The organism is Paenibacillus sp. FSL R5-0378, assembly GCF_038009285.1.
Lineage (GTDB): Bacteria > Bacillota > Bacilli > Paenibacillales > Paenibacillaceae > Paenibacillus_AQ > Paenibacillus_AQ favisporus.
Genome location: NZ_JBBPAY010000001.1, coordinates 1316319 through 1337742, shown reverse-complemented (window position 1 = coordinate 1337742; position 21424 = coordinate 1316319). Strand labels below are relative to the sequence as shown.

23 protein-coding genes are annotated in these 21424 nt (G+C 53.2%); all 23 read right to left on the bottom strand.

The annotated features are described in order from the left end of the window. Positions 1 to 284 precede the first annotated feature (284 nt). The 23 genes from MKY74_RS05935 to MKY74_RS05825 all read right to left on the bottom strand — a co-directional run bounded on the left by MKY74_RS05935 (position 285) and on the right by MKY74_RS05825 (position 21410). On the bottom strand, positions 285 to 503 hold the full coding sequence (locus MKY74_RS05935; RefSeq protein WP_076174647.1) for a DNA-directed RNA polymerase subunit beta: 219 nt from the start codon (positions 501 to 503) through the stop codon (positions 285 to 287). Positions 504 to 513: 10 nt separating this feature from the next. After that, positions 514 to 1338 (bottom strand): flagellar hook-basal body protein, encoded by an 825-nt coding sequence (locus tag MKY74_RS05930; RefSeq protein ID WP_076174649.1) that lies wholly within the window; start codon positions 1336 to 1338, stop codon positions 514 to 516. 30 nt (positions 1339 to 1368) lie between these two features. Next, positions 1369 to 2250 carry a flagellar hook-basal body protein gene (locus MKY74_RS05925; protein WP_076174652.1) on the bottom strand — a complete coding sequence of 294 codons (882 nt, stop codon included), beginning with the start codon at positions 2248 to 2250 and terminating at the stop codon, positions 1369 to 1371. A 242-nt stretch (positions 2251 to 2492) separates the two neighbouring features. Continuing rightward, on the bottom strand, positions 2493 to 3491 hold the full coding sequence (locus MKY74_RS05920) for a rod shape-determining protein (protein WP_167372918.1): 999 nt from the start codon (positions 3489 to 3491) through the stop codon (positions 2493 to 2495). Positions 3492 to 3723: 232 nt separating this feature from the next. Beyond that, entirely contained in the window at positions 3724 to 4011 is a 288-nt protein-coding gene (gene spoIIID, locus MKY74_RS05915; RefSeq protein ID WP_076174656.1) for a sporulation transcriptional regulator SpoIIID, read from the bottom strand. A gap of 236 nt (positions 4012 to 4247) precedes the next feature. Next, complete coding sequence (locus MKY74_RS05910; RefSeq protein ID WP_076174658.1) at positions 4248 to 5003, bottom strand: M23 family metallopeptidase; 756 nt, start codon at positions 5001 to 5003, stop codon at positions 4248 to 4250. Between the two features lie 69 nt (positions 5004 to 5072). After that, the gene (gene spoIID, locus MKY74_RS05905; protein ID WP_076174661.1) at positions 5073 to 6407 is read right to left on the bottom strand and encodes a stage II sporulation protein D; all 1335 of its coding nucleotides are present in this window, start codon (positions 6405 to 6407) and stop codon (positions 5073 to 5075) included. Between the two features lie 561 nt (positions 6408 to 6968). Then, positions 6969 to 8324: a UDP-N-acetylglucosamine 1-carboxyvinyltransferase gene (gene murA / locus MKY74_RS05900; RefSeq protein ID WP_084204124.1), complete on the bottom strand. Its 1356-nt coding sequence runs from the start codon at positions 8322 to 8324 to the stop codon at positions 6969 to 6971. A 398-nt stretch (positions 8325 to 8722) separates the two neighbouring features. Continuing rightward, positions 8723 to 8980, bottom strand: a complete 258-nt coding sequence (locus MKY74_RS05895; protein ID WP_076174666.1) for a DUF1146 family protein — start codon at positions 8978 to 8980, stop codon at positions 8723 to 8725. Between the two features lie 343 nt (positions 8981 to 9323). Then, entirely contained in the window at positions 9324 to 9728 is a 405-nt protein-coding gene (locus MKY74_RS05890; protein ID WP_076174668.1) for a F0F1 ATP synthase subunit epsilon, read from the bottom strand. A gap of 53 nt (positions 9729 to 9781) precedes the next feature. Beyond that, positions 9782 to 11185: a F0F1 ATP synthase subunit beta gene (atpD, locus tag MKY74_RS05885; protein WP_076174670.1), complete on the bottom strand. Its 1404-nt coding sequence runs from the start codon at positions 11183 to 11185 to the stop codon at positions 9782 to 9784. Positions 11186 to 11433: 248 nt separating this feature from the next. After that, complete coding sequence (atpG, locus tag MKY74_RS05880) at positions 11434 to 12297, bottom strand: ATP synthase F1 subunit gamma (RefSeq protein ID WP_076174672.1); 864 nt, start codon at positions 12295 to 12297, stop codon at positions 11434 to 11436. Positions 12298 to 12436: 139 nt separating this feature from the next. Then, positions 12437 to 13951: a F0F1 ATP synthase subunit alpha gene (gene atpA, locus MKY74_RS05875; RefSeq protein ID WP_076174674.1), complete on the bottom strand. Its 1515-nt coding sequence runs from the start codon at positions 13949 to 13951 to the stop codon at positions 12437 to 12439. Positions 13952 to 13967: 16 nt separating this feature from the next. Continuing rightward, on the bottom strand, positions 13968 to 14516 hold the full coding sequence (locus tag MKY74_RS05870; RefSeq protein ID WP_076174677.1) for a F0F1 ATP synthase subunit delta: 549 nt from the start codon (positions 14514 to 14516) through the stop codon (positions 13968 to 13970). Then, the gene (atpF, locus tag MKY74_RS05865) at positions 14513 to 15001 is read right to left on the bottom strand and encodes a F0F1 ATP synthase subunit B (protein WP_076174679.1); all 489 of its coding nucleotides are present in this window, start codon (positions 14999 to 15001) and stop codon (positions 14513 to 14515) included. Before atpF ends, MKY74_RS05870 begins: the two co-directional genes overlap by 4 nt. A 142-nt stretch (positions 15002 to 15143) precedes the next feature. Continuing rightward, positions 15144 to 15368, bottom strand: coding sequence for a F0F1 ATP synthase subunit C (gene atpE, locus MKY74_RS05860; protein WP_036706394.1), 225 nt, complete (start codon positions 15366 to 15368; stop codon positions 15144 to 15146). Between the two features lie 88 nt (positions 15369 to 15456). After that, positions 15457 to 16266, bottom strand: a complete 810-nt coding sequence (atpB, locus tag MKY74_RS05855; protein WP_076174681.1) for a F0F1 ATP synthase subunit A — start codon at positions 16264 to 16266, stop codon at positions 15457 to 15459. Between the two features lie 30 nt (positions 16267 to 16296). Next, positions 16297 to 16674 carry an ATP synthase subunit I gene (locus MKY74_RS05850; RefSeq protein ID WP_076174683.1) on the bottom strand — a complete coding sequence of 126 codons (378 nt, stop codon included), beginning with the start codon at positions 16672 to 16674 and terminating at the stop codon, positions 16297 to 16299. Further along, positions 16667 to 16921 (bottom strand): AtpZ/AtpI family protein, encoded by a 255-nt coding sequence (locus MKY74_RS05845; RefSeq protein WP_076174685.1) that lies wholly within the window; start codon positions 16919 to 16921, stop codon positions 16667 to 16669. The genes MKY74_RS05850 and MKY74_RS05845 overlap by 8 nt, the downstream gene beginning before the upstream one ends. A gap of 177 nt (positions 16922 to 17098) precedes the next feature. After that, positions 17099 to 18259, bottom strand: a complete 1161-nt coding sequence (gene wecB, locus MKY74_RS05840; RefSeq protein ID WP_076174687.1) for a non-hydrolyzing UDP-N-acetylglucosamine 2-epimerase — start codon at positions 18257 to 18259, stop codon at positions 17099 to 17101. 15 nt (positions 18260 to 18274) lie between these two features. Beyond that, a complete protein-coding gene (gene upp, locus MKY74_RS05835; protein ID WP_076174689.1) occupies positions 18275 to 18904 on the bottom strand; it encodes a uracil phosphoribosyltransferase in 630 nt (209 codons plus the stop codon). Positions 18905 to 19485: 581 nt separating this feature from the next. Beyond that, on the bottom strand, positions 19486 to 20733 hold the full coding sequence (glyA, locus tag MKY74_RS05830; protein ID WP_076174691.1) for a serine hydroxymethyltransferase: 1248 nt from the start codon (positions 20731 to 20733) through the stop codon (positions 19486 to 19488). 62 nt (positions 20734 to 20795) lie between these two features. Then, the gene (locus MKY74_RS05825; RefSeq protein ID WP_116233566.1) at positions 20796 to 21410 is read right to left on the bottom strand and encodes a TIGR01440 family protein; all 615 of its coding nucleotides are present in this window, start codon (positions 21408 to 21410) and stop codon (positions 20796 to 20798) included. Positions 21411 to 21424: the final 14 nt, after the last annotated feature.

The window sequence follows — 21424 nt, the reverse complement described above, 5'->3', positions numbered from 1 at the left end:
TCTCTCATACTCCTTCCAAATAGGCGAATCACCGCAACTTTCAAGGGTTATACTGCATAAAATCCATAGATTTCGGAAAAAACTAAACTATCCTTCACCCTCTGCAGAAGTGAAGGTTCAGATAAGGGGCCTTTCTCCGGTATGCCGATCCTGATGAACGGCACGGGGGAGGCCCTTTTGTACGGGCTTCGCAAGTCCCCCATCATTATACATTTTCCGAGCAAAAAAAGAAAACTCCCGAATGGAAGGAGTTTTCTGTCAAAAGTCAGCGGTTAGGCGCCCCGTCAGGGCGCAAATACCAAATCGATCACATGCTGCCAAGTCTTCCATTGAAACACGTCGGACAGGCTCTGTTTGCCGATAAAGACATAACCGAAGGTCATCCCGCCAACCAGAGCGAGCAGCAAAAACAGCGGAATCATCCAGCGGATGACGATTCTCCATCTTGCCGTCTTCCGCACGGCCGGTTTCGCTTTGCCAGCTGCTTGGGTTTTCTCACTCATTGCAGAACTCCTATCCACGGATATTGTTCGCCAGATTCATCATCGTGTCGCTGGATGTCAGTGCCCGGGCGGATAGCTGATAAGCGCGCTGCGCCTGCATCATATCCGTTATTTCTTGTGCATAATCGACATTCGACTGTTCCAGATATCCCGAACGGATGGTTGTCCCGGAGGCGGCTGCGGTATAAGGGGCGTTGCCGAACACCTGAGCTTTCGTCAGGTTGGCGGGAATGACAAACAGGTTGCCGTCCATCTGCACCAGCGCATCCGGGCGGACCGGCGATGCCAGCTGAATGGTAGTCACGGCGTTTGTCCCGGTCGCATCCGACACCATCAGGCGTCCGTCCTTATCAACGGCTACCTTGGCATCATTCGCAACGGAGATCTGTTTGCCGTCCGCATCCAGAACGAAGTACCCCTGATTGTTGACCAGCACCATGTTATCCAGCTTGGCAGGGTCGGGATCGGGCACAAAATGGAATGCGCCTTCCCGGGTATACGCCGTGCGTCCGTTCGCTTCGACCGCAAACAGGCCCGTGCCCTCAATGGCGAGATCCATCGGATTGCCCGTCTGATTCAGCGGTCCCTGCTGCATATCCCGGGTGACTTCCGTCATCCGCATGCCAAAACCGTTATTGTATCCAAGCGGGGAAACCCGTCCGTTCTGCTTGAAGCCGTCCGGCTGCTGCGTGACCGTCGTCAGCACGTCCTCGAAGGAACTGTCCTTCCGTTTGTAACCGTCCGTATCGATGTTGGCGATGTTATCCGCGATCACGTCCAGCTTCCGCTGCAGCGCATTCATGGATACCATCGCGCTGATCATGGAGTTATTCATTTACGTCCACCCTCCCTAGTCCGTAGCATCCTATACCTTGCCGACCTCGTTGACAGCCTTATCCAAACTTTTATCATAAAATTGCACGACCTTCTGATTGGCCTCATAGGCCCGAAGCGCCGTGTTCATGTCTACGACCGCCGCGGAGGAATCCACGTTGGACTGCTCCAAATAATGCTGCCGCACTTCTACGCGGTCGGCGTTACCCAACGCGCGGACACCGGCAGCTGCGGTATCATCCACCTTGAACAATCCGTCACCCGTACGCACCATCTGGCCGGGCTGCCCCACGACGGCAATGCCAAGCCGTGTTCCGGGCGCACCCGTTGCGGGATTCAAAATAAACCCCTGCTCGTTCACTTTAAGGCTGTCCACCGAGCCTGTCAACCGAATGGGCCGATTATTGGCATCCAATACCTGGTATCCGGCCGAAGTCAGCAGCAAACCGTCCGGAGTCACCTGGAAGCTGCCGTCTTTCGTATACCCGATTTCCCCATCCGCATTGCGGACGGTAAAGTACGCCTCCGGCTTGTAGGTCACCTTGCCGTCCGGGTCAATGTACTTGCCGGATTGGTCGAACGGAATGTTCTGGCCCGTTGCCGGATCAGTGACTTCAATATCGGATACCAGCGCAAAATCGGTCGGCTTCTCGCTCTCCGTAATGACGCCCTGCTGATACATGGATAAGCTTTCTTCGGCAAAAACGCCCGTGTTCAGCTTGCCGAGCCGCGGGTTCGGATTCTCCGCTCCCCCGCCGATCATCGAAATCAGAACCTCGGGGAACGAACGGGAAACGCTGTTCACCTGCTTGTACCCTGGGGTGTTGATGTTGGCAATATTTTGGACATCGGTATCGTGGCGGCTCTGCTGCGTCATCATGCCGGCAGCGGCGGTGTAAAGTCCTCTCAGCATTGAGATGGGGTCCCTCCCTGTTTCATGTGCTTGTTCAATGGGTAATAAAAATTTTATCTTCATCTAAATAGAAAAAAATAAAGAGCATTGTTTGCTTTACTTTTTTCTATCTAAATAGAATACATTGCTCATTTATATGAACGGGCTCCTCAGAGCCCGCGATCCATAGTACATATATCGGACATAGGCCCGGTCTTTTTTAGGGTTTTACCGCAGCCGGCTCAGGGGCCGGCCATAAGTTATTAGAATGCTTTCTTGGACACCTTGTCCAAGTGATCGAGCATGAGTCCCGTGCCTTTCACGACACAGTGCATCGGGTCTTCCGCGATCAGCACCGGCACGTGCAGCTCTTTGGCGAGCAGCTCGTCCAATCCGTCAAGCAAAGCGCCACCGCCGGTGAGAATGACGCCGCGGTCGATAATGTCGGCGGACAGCTCGGGAGGCGTCCGTTCCAGCACCGACTTGGCAGCAGCCACGATCATCGAGACCGGTTCCCACAGCGCTTCCTGAACTTCGTTCGAAGAGACTGTCACGGTAAGCGGCAGTCCGCTGACCATATCGCGCCCGCGGATATCGATCTCATCCTGGCGTCCGCCCGGACGGACGGTACCTACTTTGATCTTGATATCCTCCGAGGTGCGTTCACCGATGAGGAGCTTGTACTTATTTTTAATATATTTCACGATAGCTTCGTCGAACTTGTCCCCTGCCATTTTAATAGAAGAGGCGGTAACGACGTCGCCCATGGACAGGACGGCTACATCCGTCGTTCCGCCGCCGATATCGACGACCATATTGCCGCTTGGCTGATAAATATCCATACCCGCGCCAATGGCTGCGGCTTTCGGTTCTTCTTCCAGGAACACATCCTTGGCTCCGCTTCGCTCGGCGGCTTCCCGGATGGCCTTCTGTTCAACAGAGGTAATATTCGTAGGCGCGCAGATCAGAATCCGCGGCCGGCTGCTCCAGCTGCGTCCTCCCACACTGCTGATGAAGTACTTCAGCATCGCTTCCGTAATCGCAAAATCCGCAATGACCCCGTCGCGCAGCGGACGAATCGCCACGATATTCCCAGGCGTGCGGCCAACCATTCTCCGGGCTTCTTCCCCGACGGCAAGGACTTTTTGGGTGTCGCTTTCGATCGTCACGACGGAAGGCTCGTTCAGTACAACCCCCCTCCCTTTGACATGAATCAGCACGTTGGCTGTGCCAAGATCAATTCCAATATCCTTGCTAAACATCATGAAAAGAGCCCCCAAAGTATTATTTTATGGTAAAAGAGTCCCTGTTACCGCTTATCGAAGTCCCATTTCGACAGGATGTGGCAGGAAGTTATGTATTTTTGGGAAAAAGGGATCACATTTTTCGACCTTATACCATCTTTTAACATATCATACTTCAGGGGAGGGATACAATGGGCACAGGTGTGCCCTGCCGCAAGATCATATGAACCGGGCCCGGAAGCCCAGATGGTCAGGCTTTGGCGGAAACGACGGCTTCCCGTTTTTTTCCGCTGGTCTTTTTATACTTAATCTTGGTCGCTTCGCCTCCCCGGAGATGACGGATCGATTTGTGGTATTCAAGAATGTGCTTAACCTGATCAGCCAGATCGGGATTGATTTCCGGCAAACGTTCGGTCAAATCCTTATGCACTGTGCTCTTCGATACGCCAAATTCCTTGGCAATGGTTCGGACCGTGTGTCTCGTTTCCACGATACAACGACCAATTTTAATGGTCCGTTCTTTGATGTAATCGTGCACGCTCCCGCCTCCCTACTGTGGATAGTTTGGTACATTATATGAGGGGCGTGCCTATATATTCGCGCTTTCCAAGCCTGACAAGCTCCGCAAGGCCCATTTATTTTACGGACAGCGCAAAATAACCCCGCAAATCGAGGGGGCTGCCAAGAGCCTTTTCCCGCCATTCACAAGGGTTTGCACACAAAAAGGCAGGGATTGTCCCTGCCTTTAGGCTTATTTTTTCTTCACGCTTTCGGTTATTGCTTCGGAAGAACGGTTTCCGGATTGACTGGTGTTCCCTTGTCGTACACTTCGAAGTGTACGTGGTTGCCCAGTTCCTTCTCGATTTCGCTGCGTCCGGCGGTGCCGATCGTATCGCCCTGCTTCACGGTGTCGCCCAGTTTAACTTTGGCGTCCGAGAGGCTTTGGTAGACCGTCTTGAGGTTGTTGTCGTGGGTAATCTCGATCACGGTTCCCGTCAGCGGCGGGTTCAAATCGACGCGAGTGACTTTTCCGCCGAGAGCGGCTTTGACGTCAAACGCCTGGTCATCTGCGCGGGCCAGGTCGACGCCGACGTTCGGAGTGAACGTGTCATCGTACTGAACCATCGCGGCTTGATGATTTTCTTCGGTACCATTTTCATCATAGAACGGCTTCACGACTTTTACATCTTTGGCATTCGCCACCGGCCAAACCATACCTTCGGCATTGGCGGTTACTTCAACAGCATTGTCCTTGGCGTCTGTGGCAGTGTCCTTGCTTGCTGCAGCATCCGAAGCGGTAGTAGATTGCTCCGTTACTTTAGCGGGGTCTTGGGTAAGGTTCTTCTGGCTGGTATCCTGGTAGACCCACACTAAGGTTAGTATAATTGCTGCTGCGGCCACGTAAGCTGCCGGGTATACCCACCGTTTGGACAACAGCTTTTTCCACGAAGAAGGCTGATTTACAGGCTCTCCTTGCACTTTTTTAGGAGCTTCGCCGTGGTTTTGACTACTTTTGTTTTGTTCATTCATATGTTTATCACCTCAGTAACATTGTTACCGGGGCGGAATCTTTTATACGTATCTCTTTATATTATTTTTTCAAGGTTTTGAGAGCAGTTTTGAAGCTTGCATAAAATCGATGCCCGTATAGTAGTGTTTGAGAATTTGCGTGGCGGTCGAGCCTTCCTTGGCCATCCCGTCCGCGCCCCACTGGCTCATCCCGACGCCATGCCCGTATCCGTACGTGGTGATCTGGATGTCGGCCCCTGAGGTCTTCCAAGTAAACTCGCTGGACCGCAGGTTCAGCTTCTCTCTCACTTCCCGGCCGCTGAACACATGACCCCCGATGGAAATCTCTTTAATCCGGTGCCCCTCCGTCGTAGACAAGACTTGAATGAAAGGCTGACCCGTCGATACCGTGATAGCCTGTCCGGCCAAACCGAGCTTGTTGATAAAATCCTTGCGGCTGATCGTGACCGTTTCCTTGTATCCCGGCGCCAGCTCTTTGTCCCATGGACTCGTTACGCTGCGGAGATACGGGATGTCTTCCTTCCAATAGTCTTCCGAATTTTCGGTATACCCGTTGCTGGTAGAGAAAAAGGATGCCGTAATCGGCTTGCCTTTATAGGTCATGATCGTATTGCGAGTTTCCTGCACGGCCCGCTGCAGCTTGGCCAGCTCCGCGGATTTCCCCTGCGCCTTCCATTCCTTCTCCAATACTTCCTTGGAAATATACGCCTGGTGGCTGACCGTATCGGTCACCATCGCCTTGCGGTCCGGCACGCCGCTCGTGTCGCCGTCAACGAGGCGGCGGACGATAAAGGTGCGGGCCGCGATCGCCTGCGCTTTGAGCGCCTCAAGCTCAAAGTCCGCCGGCATCTCGGCCGCCAGCACGCCGGTGACGTAGTCTTCCATCGGCAGCACTTCCACTTGTCCCGTCTTCGTCAGATAGACGGACACGTTCGGCAGCTGCGCCTCCGCTTGCGGCGCAGCGGGCTTGGCCGGTGCCGGCGCCGGAATGGGCGCGGGCACCGGTGCAGGGTGGTGGTTCGTCGACACCACCACCAGCGTGGGCAGCAGCAGCGCCAGTGCGAGCACCCCGCCCGCCCCCCACAGGGCTGCTGGGGGCACCTTGCGGGCGCTGCCCGGGCGGCGCGGCCCTTTGGCCGGGCCGCGGCTTGGCGGCGGCGTCCATGGGCGCCGCCCTGGGGTGTGCCGGGCGCTGCCAGGCGCGCCCGGGGCCTCGGGCCGGAGCGTGCCTTGGCGCTCCGGCCTCGCCGGCGCTGCAGCCTCTGGCGGCTGCGCAGCCTGGCCGGGCAGCAGCGTCAGCTGCGGCCTGCCCGGCTGGGGGGCCGTGCTTCTCGGATCATCCGGCGTGAGCGCTTCGCTTCTGGGAGCGACGGGAATTTTTAATTGTGTGCGTGGATCCTTCATATTCTCTCAAACCTCCGTCCATGCTTCGTCTTCGTTACTAGACCTTCCGGATACCGGCTGCGCGGCGGGCAGATATCGATGGGACGCGGCGCTATCGTCCGCTCCCGTCTTCACCGTTCACATCCGATATTCATACATATGAGAGGCTTGAGAGTGATAGAACCCTTTTTAAGAGAAACAGAGATTGTGCCTTCCAAGCAAAGAGAACCTTCCATTCCTTAAGAGAACAAATAGGCTGGGTCAGAACCAGATACCCTGCATTGTATAAGAAGAAGTATGAACTGGCCCAGAGCCGAAACGGCCCCGTGATATCGGCTAGGATCGTTCATTCACTCGGAAAGCTCTCTTTATAATAAGAAGGACTTTGATGGGGGTGACGAAAACGAAGGAGATGGTGGATCGCGGACAAGTCGACGACAGAAAAGACCAGGCCGCAATGGGCCTGGTCTTTTCTCAGCTGCTTATGGTGGATGGCCGCGTAGCTCCGGCCATTTGTTTGTTTACAGTACAATGAATCGTTTCCAGTAAAATGTTCCGCCTATCACAAGATCAAATAAGGACTTACACCCAAGTCGGCTGCACATTCACCAGCTTGACTTCCTCTTCCTTGCTGTCCGCCTCTTTCTTGGCCGCTGCCGGCTGAGTCAAGGTCGGCTCATCGACGGAAATCCGCCAAATATCGGCTCCCAGGCCTTGCAGCTTCTCTGCCAGGTGAACGTAACCCCGGTCGATATGATGCGTTCCACTGACCTCTGTCGTTCCTTCTGACACGAGGCCCGCCAGAATCAACGCTGCTCCGGCCCGAAGGTCGGTAGCGCATACCTTGGCGCCTGTCAGCTTGGCACCGCCGGTTACGATGGCCGTACGGCCCTCAACCTTGATCTCCGCATTCATCAGCTGGAACTGGTCCACGTGCATAAAGCGGTTCTCAAACACCGTTTCGGTCACGACACTCGTGCCCTCCGACTTGAGCAGCAGCGCCATCATTTGCGACTGCATGTCGGTCGGGAAGCCCGGATACGGAAGCGTCTTGATATCAACCGCTTTGAGCGGATGGTTCGCCTTCACGCGTACGCCGTTTTCGCCTGGTTCGATCTCAACGCCCATCTCCTCAAGCTTGGCAATCACCGGACCCAAATGATCCGGAATCGCGCCTTCAACGTACACGTCTCCGCCGGTAATCGCGGCCGCCACCATGTAGGTGCCTGCTTCGATCCGGTCCGGAATGACCGTATGCTCGGTACCGTGCAGCTTCTCCACGCCTTCGATCCGGATAATACCGGTACCGGCACCGCGCACTTTCGCGCCCATGCCGTTCAGGTAGTTCGCCAAATCGACAATTTCCGGCTCTTTCGCCGCATTTTCGATCACCGTCACGCCTTCAGCCAGCGTGGCGGCCATCATAATATTTTCAGTAGCGCCTACGCTGGCCACGTCCAAATAGATCTTGGCCCCGCGCAGTCTGCCATTACTTTTCGCTTCAATGTATCCTTGTCCCAGGCTGATTTCGGCACCCAGCGCTTCAAAGCCCTTCAGATGCTGATCGATAGGTCTTGTACCGATGGCACACCCGCCCGGCAGTGAAATCCGCGTATGGCCCATTCTCGTGAGCAGAGGACCCATGACCAGAAAAGACGCCCGCATCTTCCGCACCCACTCATAAGGTGCCTCACATGAGGAAATCGTTTGGGCATTGACCCTCATTACATCGTTTTCGTATGTAATGACTGCACCTATGGATTCCAATACTTTACTGATTGTAATTACATCGTCAAGAGGAGGCGCATCGATAATGATGCTTTCTCCTTCTTCCCCAAGAAGAGAGGCAGCGATGATCGGAAGAACAGAATTTTTTGCCCCGCTGACTTTCACGCTTCCGGTCAGTTTATTGCCACCGCGGACGATAAATTTGCTCATCATGATTCCCTCCGCGTCCAATTTTTCCTTTATTTCTGGATATTCAAGAAATTACATTGCTAATTCCCTAACTTCCATCATAACACTGACCTTTTGACGGATACAAGCGTTTTTTGGCGAATATGCTCCGGAGGAACTATCGCTTCAAGCCAGCCGGCAACAGGGCACGCTAAGCGGGATGAGTTACGAAATCAGACTTTTTCGGTTCCAGGTCCACATCTTTTTTAAACGTGTAAGGCTGTCCTGCCACCTTCGGCAAGTGGAACCGCCAGCCTTACCTAAACTGTTCTTTTTCATTGTTGACATAAAAAAATGTTATTATTCGACATCTTTCAACCATGTTCAGTTGCTGAAGTCCTACAAGCAGCCTATCAGTGATATAACCAAACGTTGACGGCTTAAAACATATACCGGATCATGTTGCTCCAGCCGATATAATCGAGCAGAAATTTAGCGACGAAATGCCCCAGTACTACCGCCAGCAGCAGCTGCAGCAGCTTCCCTTGAGCTCCCTTCGGATGCCTGATAAACAGGTCCAGCTTCAAGTTCTGGAGCGCCCACCAAGACAAACCGATGCAGAACAAAGACACCACAATGGACATCAGACCGCTGACTCCGATGGTGCTTGATATGTTCTGTGATACGTCCGAATCCATGCCCTTACCTCCATCATCACTTGATTTGAATAAAGAATAACGATGAACGCTGGGTGTCCCTTCCAGCAACCAAGCTCATCAAGGGACTATTATATAATACTTGCCTTGACCTCAAGAATCCAGTTCCAATTCCTTTATTTTTGAATAATTTATCGTAAAGCGCTTTCTGTCTAATTTCCTCGGAAATAATTAGGTCATTTGGACTAGTCAGCACCTATATTCTATATGGAATATGGGGATTGTATGACAGAAGAATCCCCTGGTTTCATAGGAACTATACCTTCGGTTTTTCCCGTTTCAATAAAAAAGCCTGTCTCTTTAACGAGACAGGCTCTCTGTACTATTATTTACGACCGGCCACATTGATCCGGTTAATCGCTTTTTGCAGGGCCATTTCCGCACGGCGGAAATCGATCTCATCCTGCTTGCCCGCTGCCAAACGGCGCTCGGCCCGCTCTTTGGCGGCACGTGCGCGTTCAACATCGATCTCTTCAGGAAGCTCTGCGCTCTCAGCCAGAACGACAACCTTGTCTTTACGTACTTCAACAAAGCCGCCGTTAACCGCGATCTCGGTAGTTTTCTTGCCGCTCGTCACGGCAATCGGAGCAACCCGCAGCGGGGTGACCAACGGAATGTGGTTCGGCAAAATGCCGAGCTCACCCTCCACACCGCGTACAACCAGGCTGTCCACCTCTCCGGAATAAGCCACGTGGTCCGGTGTGACGATTTCCAATAAAAAGGTGCTCACTTACATCCCTCCCTGAATGCTCACTTCGGAAGCAGTTAGCTCCCGGCAGGACACTATTCCAACGTCTTCGCTTTTTCTACGGCTTGTTCAATCGTTCCAACGAAGAGGAAGGCTGCTTCAGGAAGGTCGTCGTGCTTGCCTTCGAGAATTTCCTTGAAACTGCGGATCGTTTCTTTAACCGGTACATAAATACCCGGCATGCCGTTAAACGCTTCGGCCACGTGGAACGGCTGGGACAAGAAACGCTGTACGCGGCGGGCACGGCCTACGATCAGCTTGTCGTCCTCGCTAAGCTCATCCATACCGAGGATGGCGATGATATCCTGAAGCTCGTTGTAACGGGCCAGGAGACGCTTAACGCCTTGAGCGACGTTGTAATGCTCTTCGCCCACGATTTCAGGCGTCAGGATCCGGGAGCTCGATGCCAGCGGATCCACCGCCGGATAGATACCCATCTCGGAAATTTTACGCTCCAGGTTGGTCGTTGCGTCCAAGTGGGCGAACGTTGTAGCTGGAGCCGGGTCCGTATAGTCATCCGCAGGCACGTAGATCGCCTGGATCGACGTAACGGAACCTTTTTTCGTGGAAGTGATCCGCTCTTGAAGCTGACCCATCTCGGTTGCCAGCGTTGGCTGGTAACCTACCGCGGAAGGCATCCGTCCGAGGAGGGCGGATACTTCGGAACCGGCTTGGGTAAAGCGGAAAATGTTGTCGATAAACAGCAGCACGTCTTTGCCTTCTTGATCACGGAAGTATTCCGCCATCGTCAGACCCGTCAGTGCCACGCGAAGACGGGCGCCCGGCGGTTCGTTCATCTGTCCGAATACCATCGCCGTCTTGCTGATAACGCCGGAATCGCTCATCTCGTGGTACAGGTCGTTACCTTCACGGGTACGTTCACCTACACCCGCGAATACGGAAATACCGCCGTGTTCCTGAGCGATGTTGTTGATCAATTCCTGGATCGCCACGGTTTTACCTACGCCGGCACCACCGAAGAGACCGATTTTACCGCCCTTTTGGTAAGGAGCGAGAAGGTCGATAACCTTGATCCCTGTCTCCAGCATTTCTGCTTGGGTCGACAGTTCGTCGTATTTTGGTGCTTCACGGTGAATCGGGCTGGAAACCTCGGAAGTCACTTCGCCCGCTTCGTCGATCGGCTGTCCCAGTACGTTAAATACGCGTCCGAGGGTAGCGGATCCTACCGGAACAGTGATTGGGCCGCCCAAATCCACTGCTTCCATACCACGAACGAGTCCATCAGTGGAGGACATGGCAATGCAGCGCACCATGTTATCGCCCAGATGGTTTGAAGCTTCCAGAGTCAAGTCAATCTGGCGTCCGCCAGCGACTGTGCCCTCAACTTTAATTGCATTGTAGATTTCCGGTAGTTGACCTCTTTCGAATTCGATGTCGACAACCGCACCCATAATGCTGACAACGCGTCCTTTGTTCATCTTTTTTGTTCCCTCCTACAAGTCTGCTGTATTCGCAAACCTAAATCGTTAGCCATGCGGCTTAACGGTATGCTCCGTGCAAGGTTCTATTATGAAATATAGATCATGTCTATCGCAGGTAACCGAAGCCGACAGACCGATTAAGGATGAATTTGCTGCTGAAAACCAGGCGGGGCTTCTCCATACGCGGACAAGCACCCCCGGGTTATGAAAACTGTTATTCGAAAATAAGACACCGTCTAAAAACCTTATACCTGAGCGTTCGCACCAGATACGATTTCCGTAATTTCCTGCGTGATCGCCGCCTGACGCGCACGGTTGTAAGACAGCGTCAATTCGTTGATCAGCTTGGTCGCATTCTTCGTCGCCGCGCCCATCGCCGTCATCTTGGCACCCAGCTCACTGGCTTTGGCGTCCAGCAGTGCGCTGAAGATCAAGGTTTCGGCATATTTAGGAAGCAGCGCTTCCAGAACGGCTTCCGGGGATGGCTCGTATTCGTAGCTGGCCACCGGAGAAGCTGCGGATTCCATGCTGTCCATCGGCAGGAGCAGATTGGCTTCCGGAATTTGCGTCAACGCGTTCACAAAGCGGTTGTAGATGACGTACAGCTCATCGATTTTGCCTTCTTCAAACTCGCGGACCGCTGCGGAAGCGATCGACTTGATGTCGGCAAACGATGGCGTATCGGACAAGTCCGTAACCTCTTTCACAATCGGAAGCTCTCTGCGGCGCATGTAGTCGCGGCCTTTCCGTCCAATCACGAACAATTCGTATTCATCATTTGACTTATGGCGTTCCTTAATCATCGTCGAGACAAGCTTCAACACGTTGGCGTTCGAACCGCCCGCAAGACCGCGGTCGGAGGTGATGACCAGGTATCCGGTTTTCTTCACGGGACGTTTCTCAAACATCGGATGCTTGATGCCTTTGGTACCGGACGCGATGCTGGAGACCACTTCCTTCAGCTTCTCGGAGTATGGACGGGAATGCTGCGCCATCTCCTGGGCTCTTCTCAGCTTGGAGGCAGCGACCATTTCCATCGCCTTCGTGATCTGCTTCGTGCCTTGAATACTTTTGATCTGACGTTTAATTTCGCGTAATCCTCTTGCCATGTTTTCACCACCTCAAAACTTTAGCAAAGCTAAAGTTACTTCGAAAGCATTTACTGCGCTTTGACATCGTCAAAGCAGACTTCGATGCGCATATCTAAAAAGATGAACCCGAGCCTTGCGGCCCGGTTCACGTCCAGGCTTACGCCATCACAGCAAAGCCTCTTTTAAATTTATCAATAGCCGCTTTCAGAGCCGTTTCGTTGTCGGCAACCAGATCTTTGGTATCGCGGATGGATGCCATGATCTCAGGATGGTTGCTTTCAAGGAACGCCAGGAATTCGCTCTCGAAACGACGGATGTCGCCGACAGGAATGTCGTCCAGGTGTCCTCTGACTGCCGTGTACAAGCTGGCTACCTGCTGCTCAACGCTGAGCGGCTGGTTAACCCCCTGCTTGAGGATTTCCATCAGTCTCGCACCACGGTTCAAACGGGCCAGCGTGGATTTGTCAAGGTCGGAACCGAATTGGGAGAACGCTTGAAGCTCGCGGTACTGGGCCAAATCCAGCTTCAAACCGCCGGCGACCTTCTTCATCGCCTTGAGCTGAGCGGAGCTACCTACCCGGGATACGGAAATACCTACGTTGATCGCCGGACGCTGTCCAGCATAGAACAGTTCGGACTCAAGGAAGATCTGTCCGTCCGTGATCGAAATAACGTTGGTTGGGATATATGCGGATACGTCGGACGCCTGTGTTTCAATGAATGGCAGAGCGGTTAATGAACCACCGCCGAGTTCATCGGACAGCTTCGCGGCGCGTTCCAGCAAACGGGAATGCAGATAGAATACGTCACCAGGATAAGCTTCGCGGCCTGGAGGACGTCTGAGGAGCAGGGACAATTCGCGGTATGCCGCTGCCTGCTTCGACAAGTCATCATAGATGATCAAGGCATGCTCGCCTTTGTACATGAAGTACTCACCCATTGCACAGCCCGCATAAGGAGCGATGTACAAGAGCGGAGAAGGCTCGGAAGCCGATGCGGTAACGACGATCGTGTAGTCCAGAGCGCCGTGACGGCGAAGGTTTTCCACGACGTGCGCAACCGTCGATTGCTTTTGGCCGATGGCGACATAGATACATTTCACGCCATTGCCTTTTTGGTTAATGATCGTATCGATCGCGATTTGGGTTTTACCCGTTTGACGGTCACCGATAATCAGCTCGCGCTGTCCGCGGCCGATTGGCACGAGAGCGTCAATCGCTTTGATACCGGTTTGCATTGGCTCATGAACCGATTTACGGTCGATAACGCCTGGCGCGCTGCTCTCAACTGGACGATAAGCAGAAGCTTCGATCGGTCCTTTGCCGTCCACTGGCTGACCAAGCGGGTTGACAACGCGTCCGAGCAGGGCTTCCCCAACAGGAACCTGCATGATGCGTCCGGTACGTTTTACTTGGTCGCCTTCTTTGATTTCCGTGTAAGGTCCGAGGATAACGACACCTACGTTGCTTTCTTCCAAGTTCAGCGCAAGGCCTACGACACCGTTGGCGAACTCGACGAGCTCACCGGCCATAACATTGTCGATCCCGTGAATACGGGCGATACCGTCACTTACTTGAATAACGGTGCCGACTTCGGCCACTTCGATGTCAGATTTATATTGTTCAATTTGACTTTTAATCAGCGTACTGATTTCTTCAGGTCTGATACTCAAGTGTCTTCACCCCTATCTACTGTGCTAGTCTGTTAAAAGACTTTTCAAGCCGTTCCAGCTTCCCTGCCAAACTGCCGTCGTACAGCATATCGCCGATGACGACTTTTACACCGCCGAGCAGATTTTTATCAATCACGTTGGTTACGCGAATTTTCTTCTTAGCCAATGCTCCAAACTCCGCGGCAACCGTTTCGATTTCCTGGTCGCTCAGCGGATAGGTGGAGTACACCGTGGCGTCCGCAAGTCCAAGGCTTTCGCCTTCGATCCGGACGTAGCTGTCCAGCAGGTCGGCGAACAGATCCGCTCTGCCCCGCTCGATCAGCATATCAACGGTGTTCATGACCGGCTGGGATACTTTGTCTTGAAGGGCCTTCTTCAGCACATCCAGTTTCACCGATACGGCAATGTTGGGCGTGGAGATAAAACGGCGGATCTGGTCATCCTGGGTAATGGCCCCAACGACGGCCTTGAGCTCCTGCTCCACTTCCAGCGTCTTCTGCTGCTGCGCAGCCACTTCAAACAGCGCCTTCGCATAACGCTTGGCTGCTATTGTCTCCCGGCTCATGGTCTGCCCCCTACCTCTTTAAGGTACTGGTCCACGAGCTCTTCCTGAGCTTTGTCGCTGCTGACTTCCTTCTCAAGCAGCTTGGATGCGATCTTCACGGATACGGCGCCCAGCTCGCTGCGCAGCTCCTGAACCGCCTTGTTCTTTTCGCTTGCGATATCGCGGACAGCGTCCTCTTTAATACGGGCAGCTTCCACTTTAGCTTGTTCCATAATTTGGTCAGCCTGCTTGCTGCTCGTTTGTCTGGATTGCTCGATAATGTCGTAAGCCTCTTTGCGCGCATTTTCCAGAGCTTTTTTCTGCTCTTCTACGTAAGCAATGGCTTGTTCGCGGGTTTGTGCCGCTTCATTCATTTGACTCGTCACAAGCTCACGGCGCTTCTCCATGATGGAGAACAACGGACCGAAAGCATATTTGCTCAGAAGCAAATACAGAATCACAAACGCAATCAATGCCACAATGAAAGACGAAGGGATAATAGTCAATCTAGTCACTCCTTTCCGGTGCACGTTCAGTCTTGTTCATCAGACAATCAGATAAGGAAGGATCCGAGAACCTTCCTTATCTGACGGCTAAAAAGAAGGCGCGGATGGCCGTGGCCTTCCCCGCCAAACCTTACTGCTTAAATTAAGCTCCTGCGTAGAACAAGAACGCGAGTACGACACCGATGATTGGAAGGGCTTCGACCAGACCTACACCGATAAACATTGTCGTTTGAAGCGTAGATTTCGCTTCTGGCTGACGAGCGATACCTTCAACCGTTTTACTTACGATCAGACCGTTACCAATACCTGCGCCAAGTGCGCCCAAACCTACTGCAATCGCAGCTGCAAGAAATGCCCAAACTCCCATTGATAAAATCCTCCTTAGAGATGTGTATTTGTTATTATTTATGTTTAGTTAAGAGTGAAGAAAGAAAACTCCAAGCTTAACTTTGAAGCTAGTGTTCGTGTTCGTCGTGACTTTCTATCATTTGTGAGATATAAACCATCGTCAGGATCGTAAAGACGAATGCCTGGATAGCGCCGACGAAAATACTGAAGCCCTGCCAAACGATGAGACCGAGTGCGGAAGCGATGTATCCGCCTACGCCGAGTGCGGTCAGTTTCAACAGAACCGAGATCAGCACTTCACCCGCGAAAATATTACCGAATAGACGCATGCCCTGCGTCAGCAGCTTCGCAAACTGCTCGATAACGTTGATCGGGAAGAAGAACCAGTAAGGTTGGAAATAGTGCTTGAAATAACTCTTTGTATTTCTGGTCATTCCCAGGAAGTGCGAAAGGAAGAATACGATAAACGCGAGCCCCATGGTAACCGAGGCATCAGCCGTAGGTGATTTCCACCAAGCCAGCTCGACTTCTTCTACATCCGGATGTTTCGCAAATTCTTCGGTGACAGATACGATTTCTTTGCCAAAGATATGCGCATGTTCCGGATCGTGGACTCCTGTAACGATACCAAAAGGAAGACCCAATAGGTTGCCGACGAAGATAAACATAATAAACGTCAATCCAAGGGACAGAAAGTGCTTCCCCTTCTTCCAATCCATCGTGCTGGAAATCAGGTTCTGGACGAATTCCACCGTCCATTCCATGAAATTCTGCAATTTCCCCGGGTTTTCGACTGACAAGTTACGGGTTGCCAGCTTCGCGATCACAAACACGATTACGGAGGTTACGATGAGCATCAGGATTGTGGAAAGGTCGAATTTTATGCCGCCCAATTCAATAATCGGTGATGTATGCATGTTTTTCTCACCCCTTTCTCAGTTGAAGGTCTACTCCTGTTTACGAGACAATCGAATCCCTATGAATAAGAGAAGAAACTGTGCCAATACCAGTGTTGCCGCTACGGCATACAGGTTAAACGTCTCCGGCCTTTGATAGGCCACAACGACGGCCAGCACACTGAGGGCTGCACGGGTCAGAAAACCCATATTTACTCTCTTGCCGCCCCCGCCTTCGACTGAATCCAACACTTTTTGCACTTTATAGCCCAAATAAAAGCTATTGGCAAGGCTGACACTGGAGCCAAGCACCATACCCAGCGCTATACTCCGGTATTGCGGGAAGACAGCAGCACCCAAGAAGCAAAGAGCCAGGAAATAAAGTGTCGCTCTAGTCAATACCCTGCGGTATTTCCATAGTTCACTCATCACTTTCCCCCATGACTGCCTTGGTGATCATAAAAACGCTTACGCCGCCAATCGCCAGACCCAGCAAAACTCCGAATGCAATCCAGAGTCCGGGTCCTCCCCAAATCTTGTCCAGCCAGGAGCCGAGATAAAAGCCCCCTAAAGTACACGCGGCCAGATCGATTCCGATGGCGCTTACAAGGCCCGCATACTTCAGAGGGCTTGCAGCATTTTTATTGGATTTTTGCGGCTTATCAGGTTGATTCATCTCTGTCCACCCTCTAATCCCAGTTCATTTTACTGAATGACCCGAGAGTTTGTCAATTGAACAAATCCGTGTCGAAACTGGCTGGAAATGTGACTTAAATCACTGCAAAAAGCCCGCAAATCCGTGTCAACCGTACAGTTTAACTGTATGCTGTACCCTTTGCCCTCAGAATATGGCTTAACTTTCCTTTGTGAACATTCTGTGAAATTGTTCAGGACGTTCATTTTTGATGCCAAAATGATGCAAAATCGCGTGGACAATCCGCTGGGATGCCTTGCCATCTCCGTATGGATTTGCGGCGCCGCTCATCGCATTATAGGCTTCCTGATCGGTCAGCAAATGCTTCGTCCGTCCGTACACTTGTTCCTCATCCGTTCCGACCAGCTCGAGCGTCCCCGCCTCGATCCCTTCCGGACGCTCGGTCGTGTCACGGAGCACCAGCACCGGCACACCGAAGGATGGAGCTTCTTCCTGAAGACCGCCGGAGTCCGTCAAGATGAGATGCGTATGCGGATAAAAATTGTGCAAGTCTACAACATCCAGCGGTTCAATCAGCTTAATTCTTGGATGATTGCCCAAAATTTGATGCGCCGGTTCTTTGACCGCCGGACTTGGATGGACCGGATACACGATGGCGATATCGTCGAATTCGTCGGCGATCCGCTTCACGGCACGGAAGATGTTCAGATGAGGCTCGCCCTGCGATTCGCGCCGGTGCGCCGTCATCAAAATCAGCCGTTTGCCCTGCGCCCAGTCGAGCACCGGATGGTGATAATCCGACTTGACGGTGTACTGGAATACATCGGTTACGGTATTGCCGGTCACGTAAATGTGGGACTCGTTCTTGTTCTCCTTCTTCAGGTTGCCTGCAGACCAGTCCGTCGGGGCAAAATGAAGATCGGCAAGCACGCCGGTCAACTGCCGGTTCATCTCCTCCGGATACGGGGAGAGCTTGTTCCACGTTCTCAGGCCCGCCTCGACATGTCCTACCTGGATCTTCTGCAGGAAGGCCGCATAGCTGGCCAGGAAGGTCGTCAGCGTGTCTCCGTGCACCAGAACGATATCAGGCTTGGCCTCTTTCAAAACCGGCTCCAGGCCCTGCAGAACGCGGATGGTCACCTCGTTCAGCGTCTGGTTCTCTTTCATGACGTCCAGATCGAAATCCGGCGTAATCTTGAACACCTCGAGCACCTGATCCAGCATCTGACGATGCTGGGCCGTTACGCAGACGACGGATTCGATATGCTCGGGATGCTTCTGCAGTTCTAAGATGAGCGGAGCCATCTTGATGGCTTCCGGGCGCACCCCGAAGATCGTCATCACTTTAATTTTTGACATATGGTTTCCCTCTCCTTACTTGGTTCCGTACAGCCGGTCTCCGGCGTCTCCCAGTCCCGGAATGATATAACCGTGATCGTCCAGCTTCTCGTCCAGGGCAGCTACATAAATGTCCACGTCAGGATGGGCTTCCTGCACGGCTTTGACTCCTTCCGGCGCGGCGATCAGGTTCATCATCTTGATCTGGGTGCACCCCCGCTTCTTCAGGACGTCGATCGCGGCAATAGCCGATCCGCCGGTCGCCAGCATCGGATCGATGACGATCAGCTCGCGCTCGGTCACGTCCGTCGGCAGCTTCGTGTAATACTCGACAGGCTGCAGCGTTTCCGGATCGCGGAACAGGCCGACATGTCCCACCTTGGCGGCGGGAATCAGCTTCAGCATGCCGTCGAGCATGCCGAGCCCGGCGCGCAGAATCGGAATCAGGCCGAGCATGCGGCCCGCCAGAACCTTACCGTCCATCTCGGCGACGGGTGTCTGCACCTTCACCGACTCGAGCGGAACCTCGCGTGTAATTTCGTAAGCCATTAAGGAAGCAACCTCATCGACCAGTTCGCGAAAATCTTTCGTGTTCGTCCGCACATCGCGGATAAATGTCAGTTTGTGTTGAATCAAAGGGTGATCACAAATCACCAGTTTTCCCATGTTAGTCCCTCCGGTTAAATCGTAAGTCTAAGTGCTGTCATTGCCGGTTAGTTAGATGCCCATTCGCATAACGATACATGCAAGTACACAAATCTTATTTATTATATCATTCCTGGAAATGATTTTGCACCCAAGAAAGATATGTTTATTCTGGCCCAAAGATCTGCCGGCTTAAACGTTAACCGAAGGACCGCGCAAGGGAACCGGCATGGTGTAAACACCCCGTAAAGACCCGCCAATCTGACATCTGCCCTTCGCATCTACCAGTCTTAAATCTAGCAGCTCCCTCTGAACTACTATATAAAAGCCACTCTAAGAGTGTGAAGGCACACATCCGCTGTGACGACAGAAAGGTTTATTGACCTATACGGCTTTTGAGAGCGAAAAGAAAAACGTTTTATCGGCATTCATTCTCAGAAAACAGACCGCGTTTAGCGGGAGTTTCTTTTGCGGGATCAGGATGGTTAGCCTCGAAACCTCGGAATATCTCTATTTTTCTTATCTCTAAAAAAAGGGACCGGAGAATATTCCCCAGTCCCTTATTTTCTCACAGACCTGTACTTCTCAAGATCGGTGTCCTATTAATAGTTCAGTTCAGGATACAGCGGATATTGATCCGTCAATTCCTTCACCATCGCCGCTGCTTTGGACAGCACGGCTTCTTCCTCAGGCGCCTTCAGCGTCATAGCGATGATCTTGCCGATTGTCACCATAGCCGCTTCATCCATGCCGCGGGAAGTCGCAGCCGGCGTACCGATCCGGATTCCGCTCGTGACGAACGGGCTGGTCGGATCGAACGGAATGGCGTTTTTGTTGACGGTGATACCGACGGAGTCCAGCACCTTCTCGGCGTCTTTCCCTGTAATGTTTACGCTGCGGGTATCCACCAGCATCAGGTGGTTATCCGTGCCGCCGGATACGATGTTCAGGCCTTCGCTGATCAGCGTCTCAGCCAATACTTTGGCGTTCTTCACCACGTTTTCGGCATACGTTTTGAACGATGGGTCCAGCGCTTCGCCCAAGGCTACGGCTTTGGACGCGATAACGTGCATCAGCGGACCGCCCTGCGTGCCCGGGAACACGGCCTTGTCGATGGCCGCAGCCCATGGCTGCTTGCACAGAATCATACCGCCGCGTGGTCCGCGGAGCGTTTTGTGCGTTGTCGTCGTGACAAAATGGGCGTGAGGCACCGGGTTCGGATGAAGCCCGGCTGCAACCAGTCCCGCAATATGAGCCATATCAACCATGAACAGCGCGCCCACGTCGTTGGCGATCGAAGCGAGAGCTTCGAAATCAATCGTACGCGGATAGGCGCTCGCACCGGCGACGATCAGGCGCGGACGATGCTTGAACGCAAGTTTGCGGACTTCGTCATAATCGATGAGGAACGTATCTTCCTGGACCCCGTAAGCGACGAAGTTGTACAGCAGACCGGATGCGTTCACCGGGCTTCCGTGCGTCAGGTGTCCGCCATGGGCAAGGTTCATCCCGAGTACGGTGTCCCCTGGTTTTAGCGCTGCCAGGTATACGGCCATGTTGGCCTGAGCGCCGGAGTGCGGCTGCACGTTGGCATGCTCGGCTCCGAACAGTTCTTTCGCACGGTCACGAGCGATATCTTCAACGATATCGACGCGCTCGCAGCCGCCGTAGTACCGCTTGCCCGGATATCCTTCGGCGTATTTGTTCGTGAGGACGGAGCCCATGGCTTCCATAACCGCTTCACTGACAATATTCTCCGATGCGATCAGCTCGATGTTCGCACGCTGACGCTTCAGTTCCAAATTCATGGCCTCGAGTACAGCCGGGTCCTTCTTACGCAATTGATCCATGTTAATAGTTCCTCCCTTATTGGAATTCAAAATAAAATGTTCGTTTCAATCATCCGCTCAAGTTAATCGCAAAGATCTGAACTGCCGCCGTCACGGTCGGCTCTGCCGGCTTCTTCATCCAGACGGTACACCGCCCGTTCTCCGCCGATCAGCTTGGGCCGCGTGTAGGCCGCATTCACGCGCGCATGCCCCACATACCGCAGGGTCGGGCGGAAAGGTACCGCCACACGCCGCAGATGCATGCCGATCATCGTCTCTCCGATGTCAATGCCCGCGTGAGCCTCGATCGCTTCGGCCAGACAAGGCTCCTTCATGGAACGGTAAGCAGCGGCAGCCATAGAGCCGCCCGCTTTCGGAACAGGAACGGCGGCGACCTCGGTTAAACGAAGGCGCTCCAGTACGGAACGCTCCATCACAAGCGCCCGGTTCAAATGCTCACAGCACTGAAACACCGTGTCGAAGCCGAACTTGGCCCGGACCTCGCCGATCGCCTGCAGCAGCTCCTCGGCAACCCCGAGTGCCCCGGAAGTGCCGATGCGTTTCCCGGCCACCTCACTGGTGCTCGTTCCGACAACCAGTACCTTACCAGGGCCAAGCCCGGCGGCTTCCACCAGCTCATGAAGAATTTGGGATACCTGTTCTCCCAGCGAAACTTCCAATGGACTGCCTCCTGACATGCTTTCCATGAGAA

What these genes read in the sequence shown, in the direction of transcription:
- MKY74_RS05935 (WP_076174647.1), bottom strand. Translation starts at nt 503, where the DNA reads ATGAGTGAGAAAACCCAAGCAGCTGGCAAAGCGAAACCGGCCGTGCGG.
- MKY74_RS05930 (WP_076174649.1), bottom strand. Translation starts at nt 1,338, where the DNA reads ATGAATAACTCCATGATCAGCGCGATGGTATCCATGAATGCGCTGCAG.
- MKY74_RS05925 (WP_076174652.1), bottom strand. Translation starts at nt 2,250, where the DNA reads ATGCTGAGAGGACTTTACACCGCCGCTGCCGGCATGATGACGCAGCAG.
- MKY74_RS05920 (WP_167372918.1), bottom strand. Translation starts at nt 3,491, where the DNA reads ATGTTTAGCAAGGATATTGGAATTGATCTTGGCACAGCCAACGTGCTG.
- MKY74_RS05910 (WP_076174658.1), bottom strand. Translation starts at nt 5,003, where the DNA reads ATGAATGAACAAAACAAAAGTAGTCAAAACCACGGCGAAGCTCCTAAA.
- spoIID (WP_076174661.1), bottom strand. Translation starts at nt 6,407, where the DNA reads ATGAAGGATCCACGCACACAATTAAAAATTCCCGTCGCTCCCAGAAGC.
- murA (WP_084204124.1), bottom strand. Translation starts at nt 8,324, where the DNA reads ATGAGCAAATTTATCGTCCGCGGTGGCAATAAACTGACCGGAAGCGTG.
- MKY74_RS05895 (WP_076174666.1), bottom strand. Translation starts at nt 8,980, where the DNA reads ATGGATTCGGACGTATCACAGAACATATCAAGCACCATCGGAGTCAGC.
- atpD (WP_076174670.1), bottom strand. Translation starts at nt 11,185, where the DNA reads ATGAACAAAGGACGCGTTGTCAGCATTATGGGTGCGGTTGTCGACATC.
- atpG (WP_076174672.1), bottom strand. Translation starts at nt 12,297, where the DNA reads ATGGCAAGAGGATTACGCGAAATTAAACGTCAGATCAAAAGTATTCAA.
- MKY74_RS05870 (WP_076174677.1), bottom strand. Translation starts at nt 14,516, where the DNA reads ATGAGCCGGGAGACAATAGCAGCCAAGCGTTATGCGAAGGCGCTGTTT.
- atpE (WP_036706394.1), bottom strand. Translation starts at nt 15,368, where the DNA reads ATGGGAGTTTGGGCATTTCTTGCAGCTGCGATTGCAGTAGGTTTGGGC.
- atpB (WP_076174681.1), bottom strand. Translation starts at nt 16,266, where the DNA reads ATGCATACATCACCGATTATTGAATTGGGCGGCATAAAATTCGACCTT.
- MKY74_RS05850 (WP_076174683.1), bottom strand. Translation starts at nt 16,674, where the DNA reads ATGAGTGAACTATGGAAATACCGCAGGGTATTGACTAGAGCGACACTT.
- MKY74_RS05845 (WP_076174685.1), bottom strand. Translation starts at nt 16,921, where the DNA reads ATGAATCAACCTGATAAGCCGCAAAAATCCAATAAAAATGCTGCAAGC.
- wecB (WP_076174687.1), bottom strand. Translation starts at nt 18,259, where the DNA reads ATGTCAAAAATTAAAGTGATGACGATCTTCGGGGTGCGCCCGGAAGCC.
- upp (WP_076174689.1), bottom strand. Translation starts at nt 18,904, where the DNA reads ATGGGAAAACTGGTGATTTGTGATCACCCTTTGATTCAACACAAACTG.
- glyA (WP_076174691.1), bottom strand. Translation starts at nt 20,733, where the DNA reads ATGGATCAATTGCGTAAGAAGGACCCGGCTGTACTCGAGGCCATGAAT.
- MKY74_RS05825 (WP_116233566.1), bottom strand. Translation starts at nt 21,410, where the DNA reads ATGTCAGGAGGCAGTCCATTGGAAGTTTCGCTGGGAGAACAGGTATCC.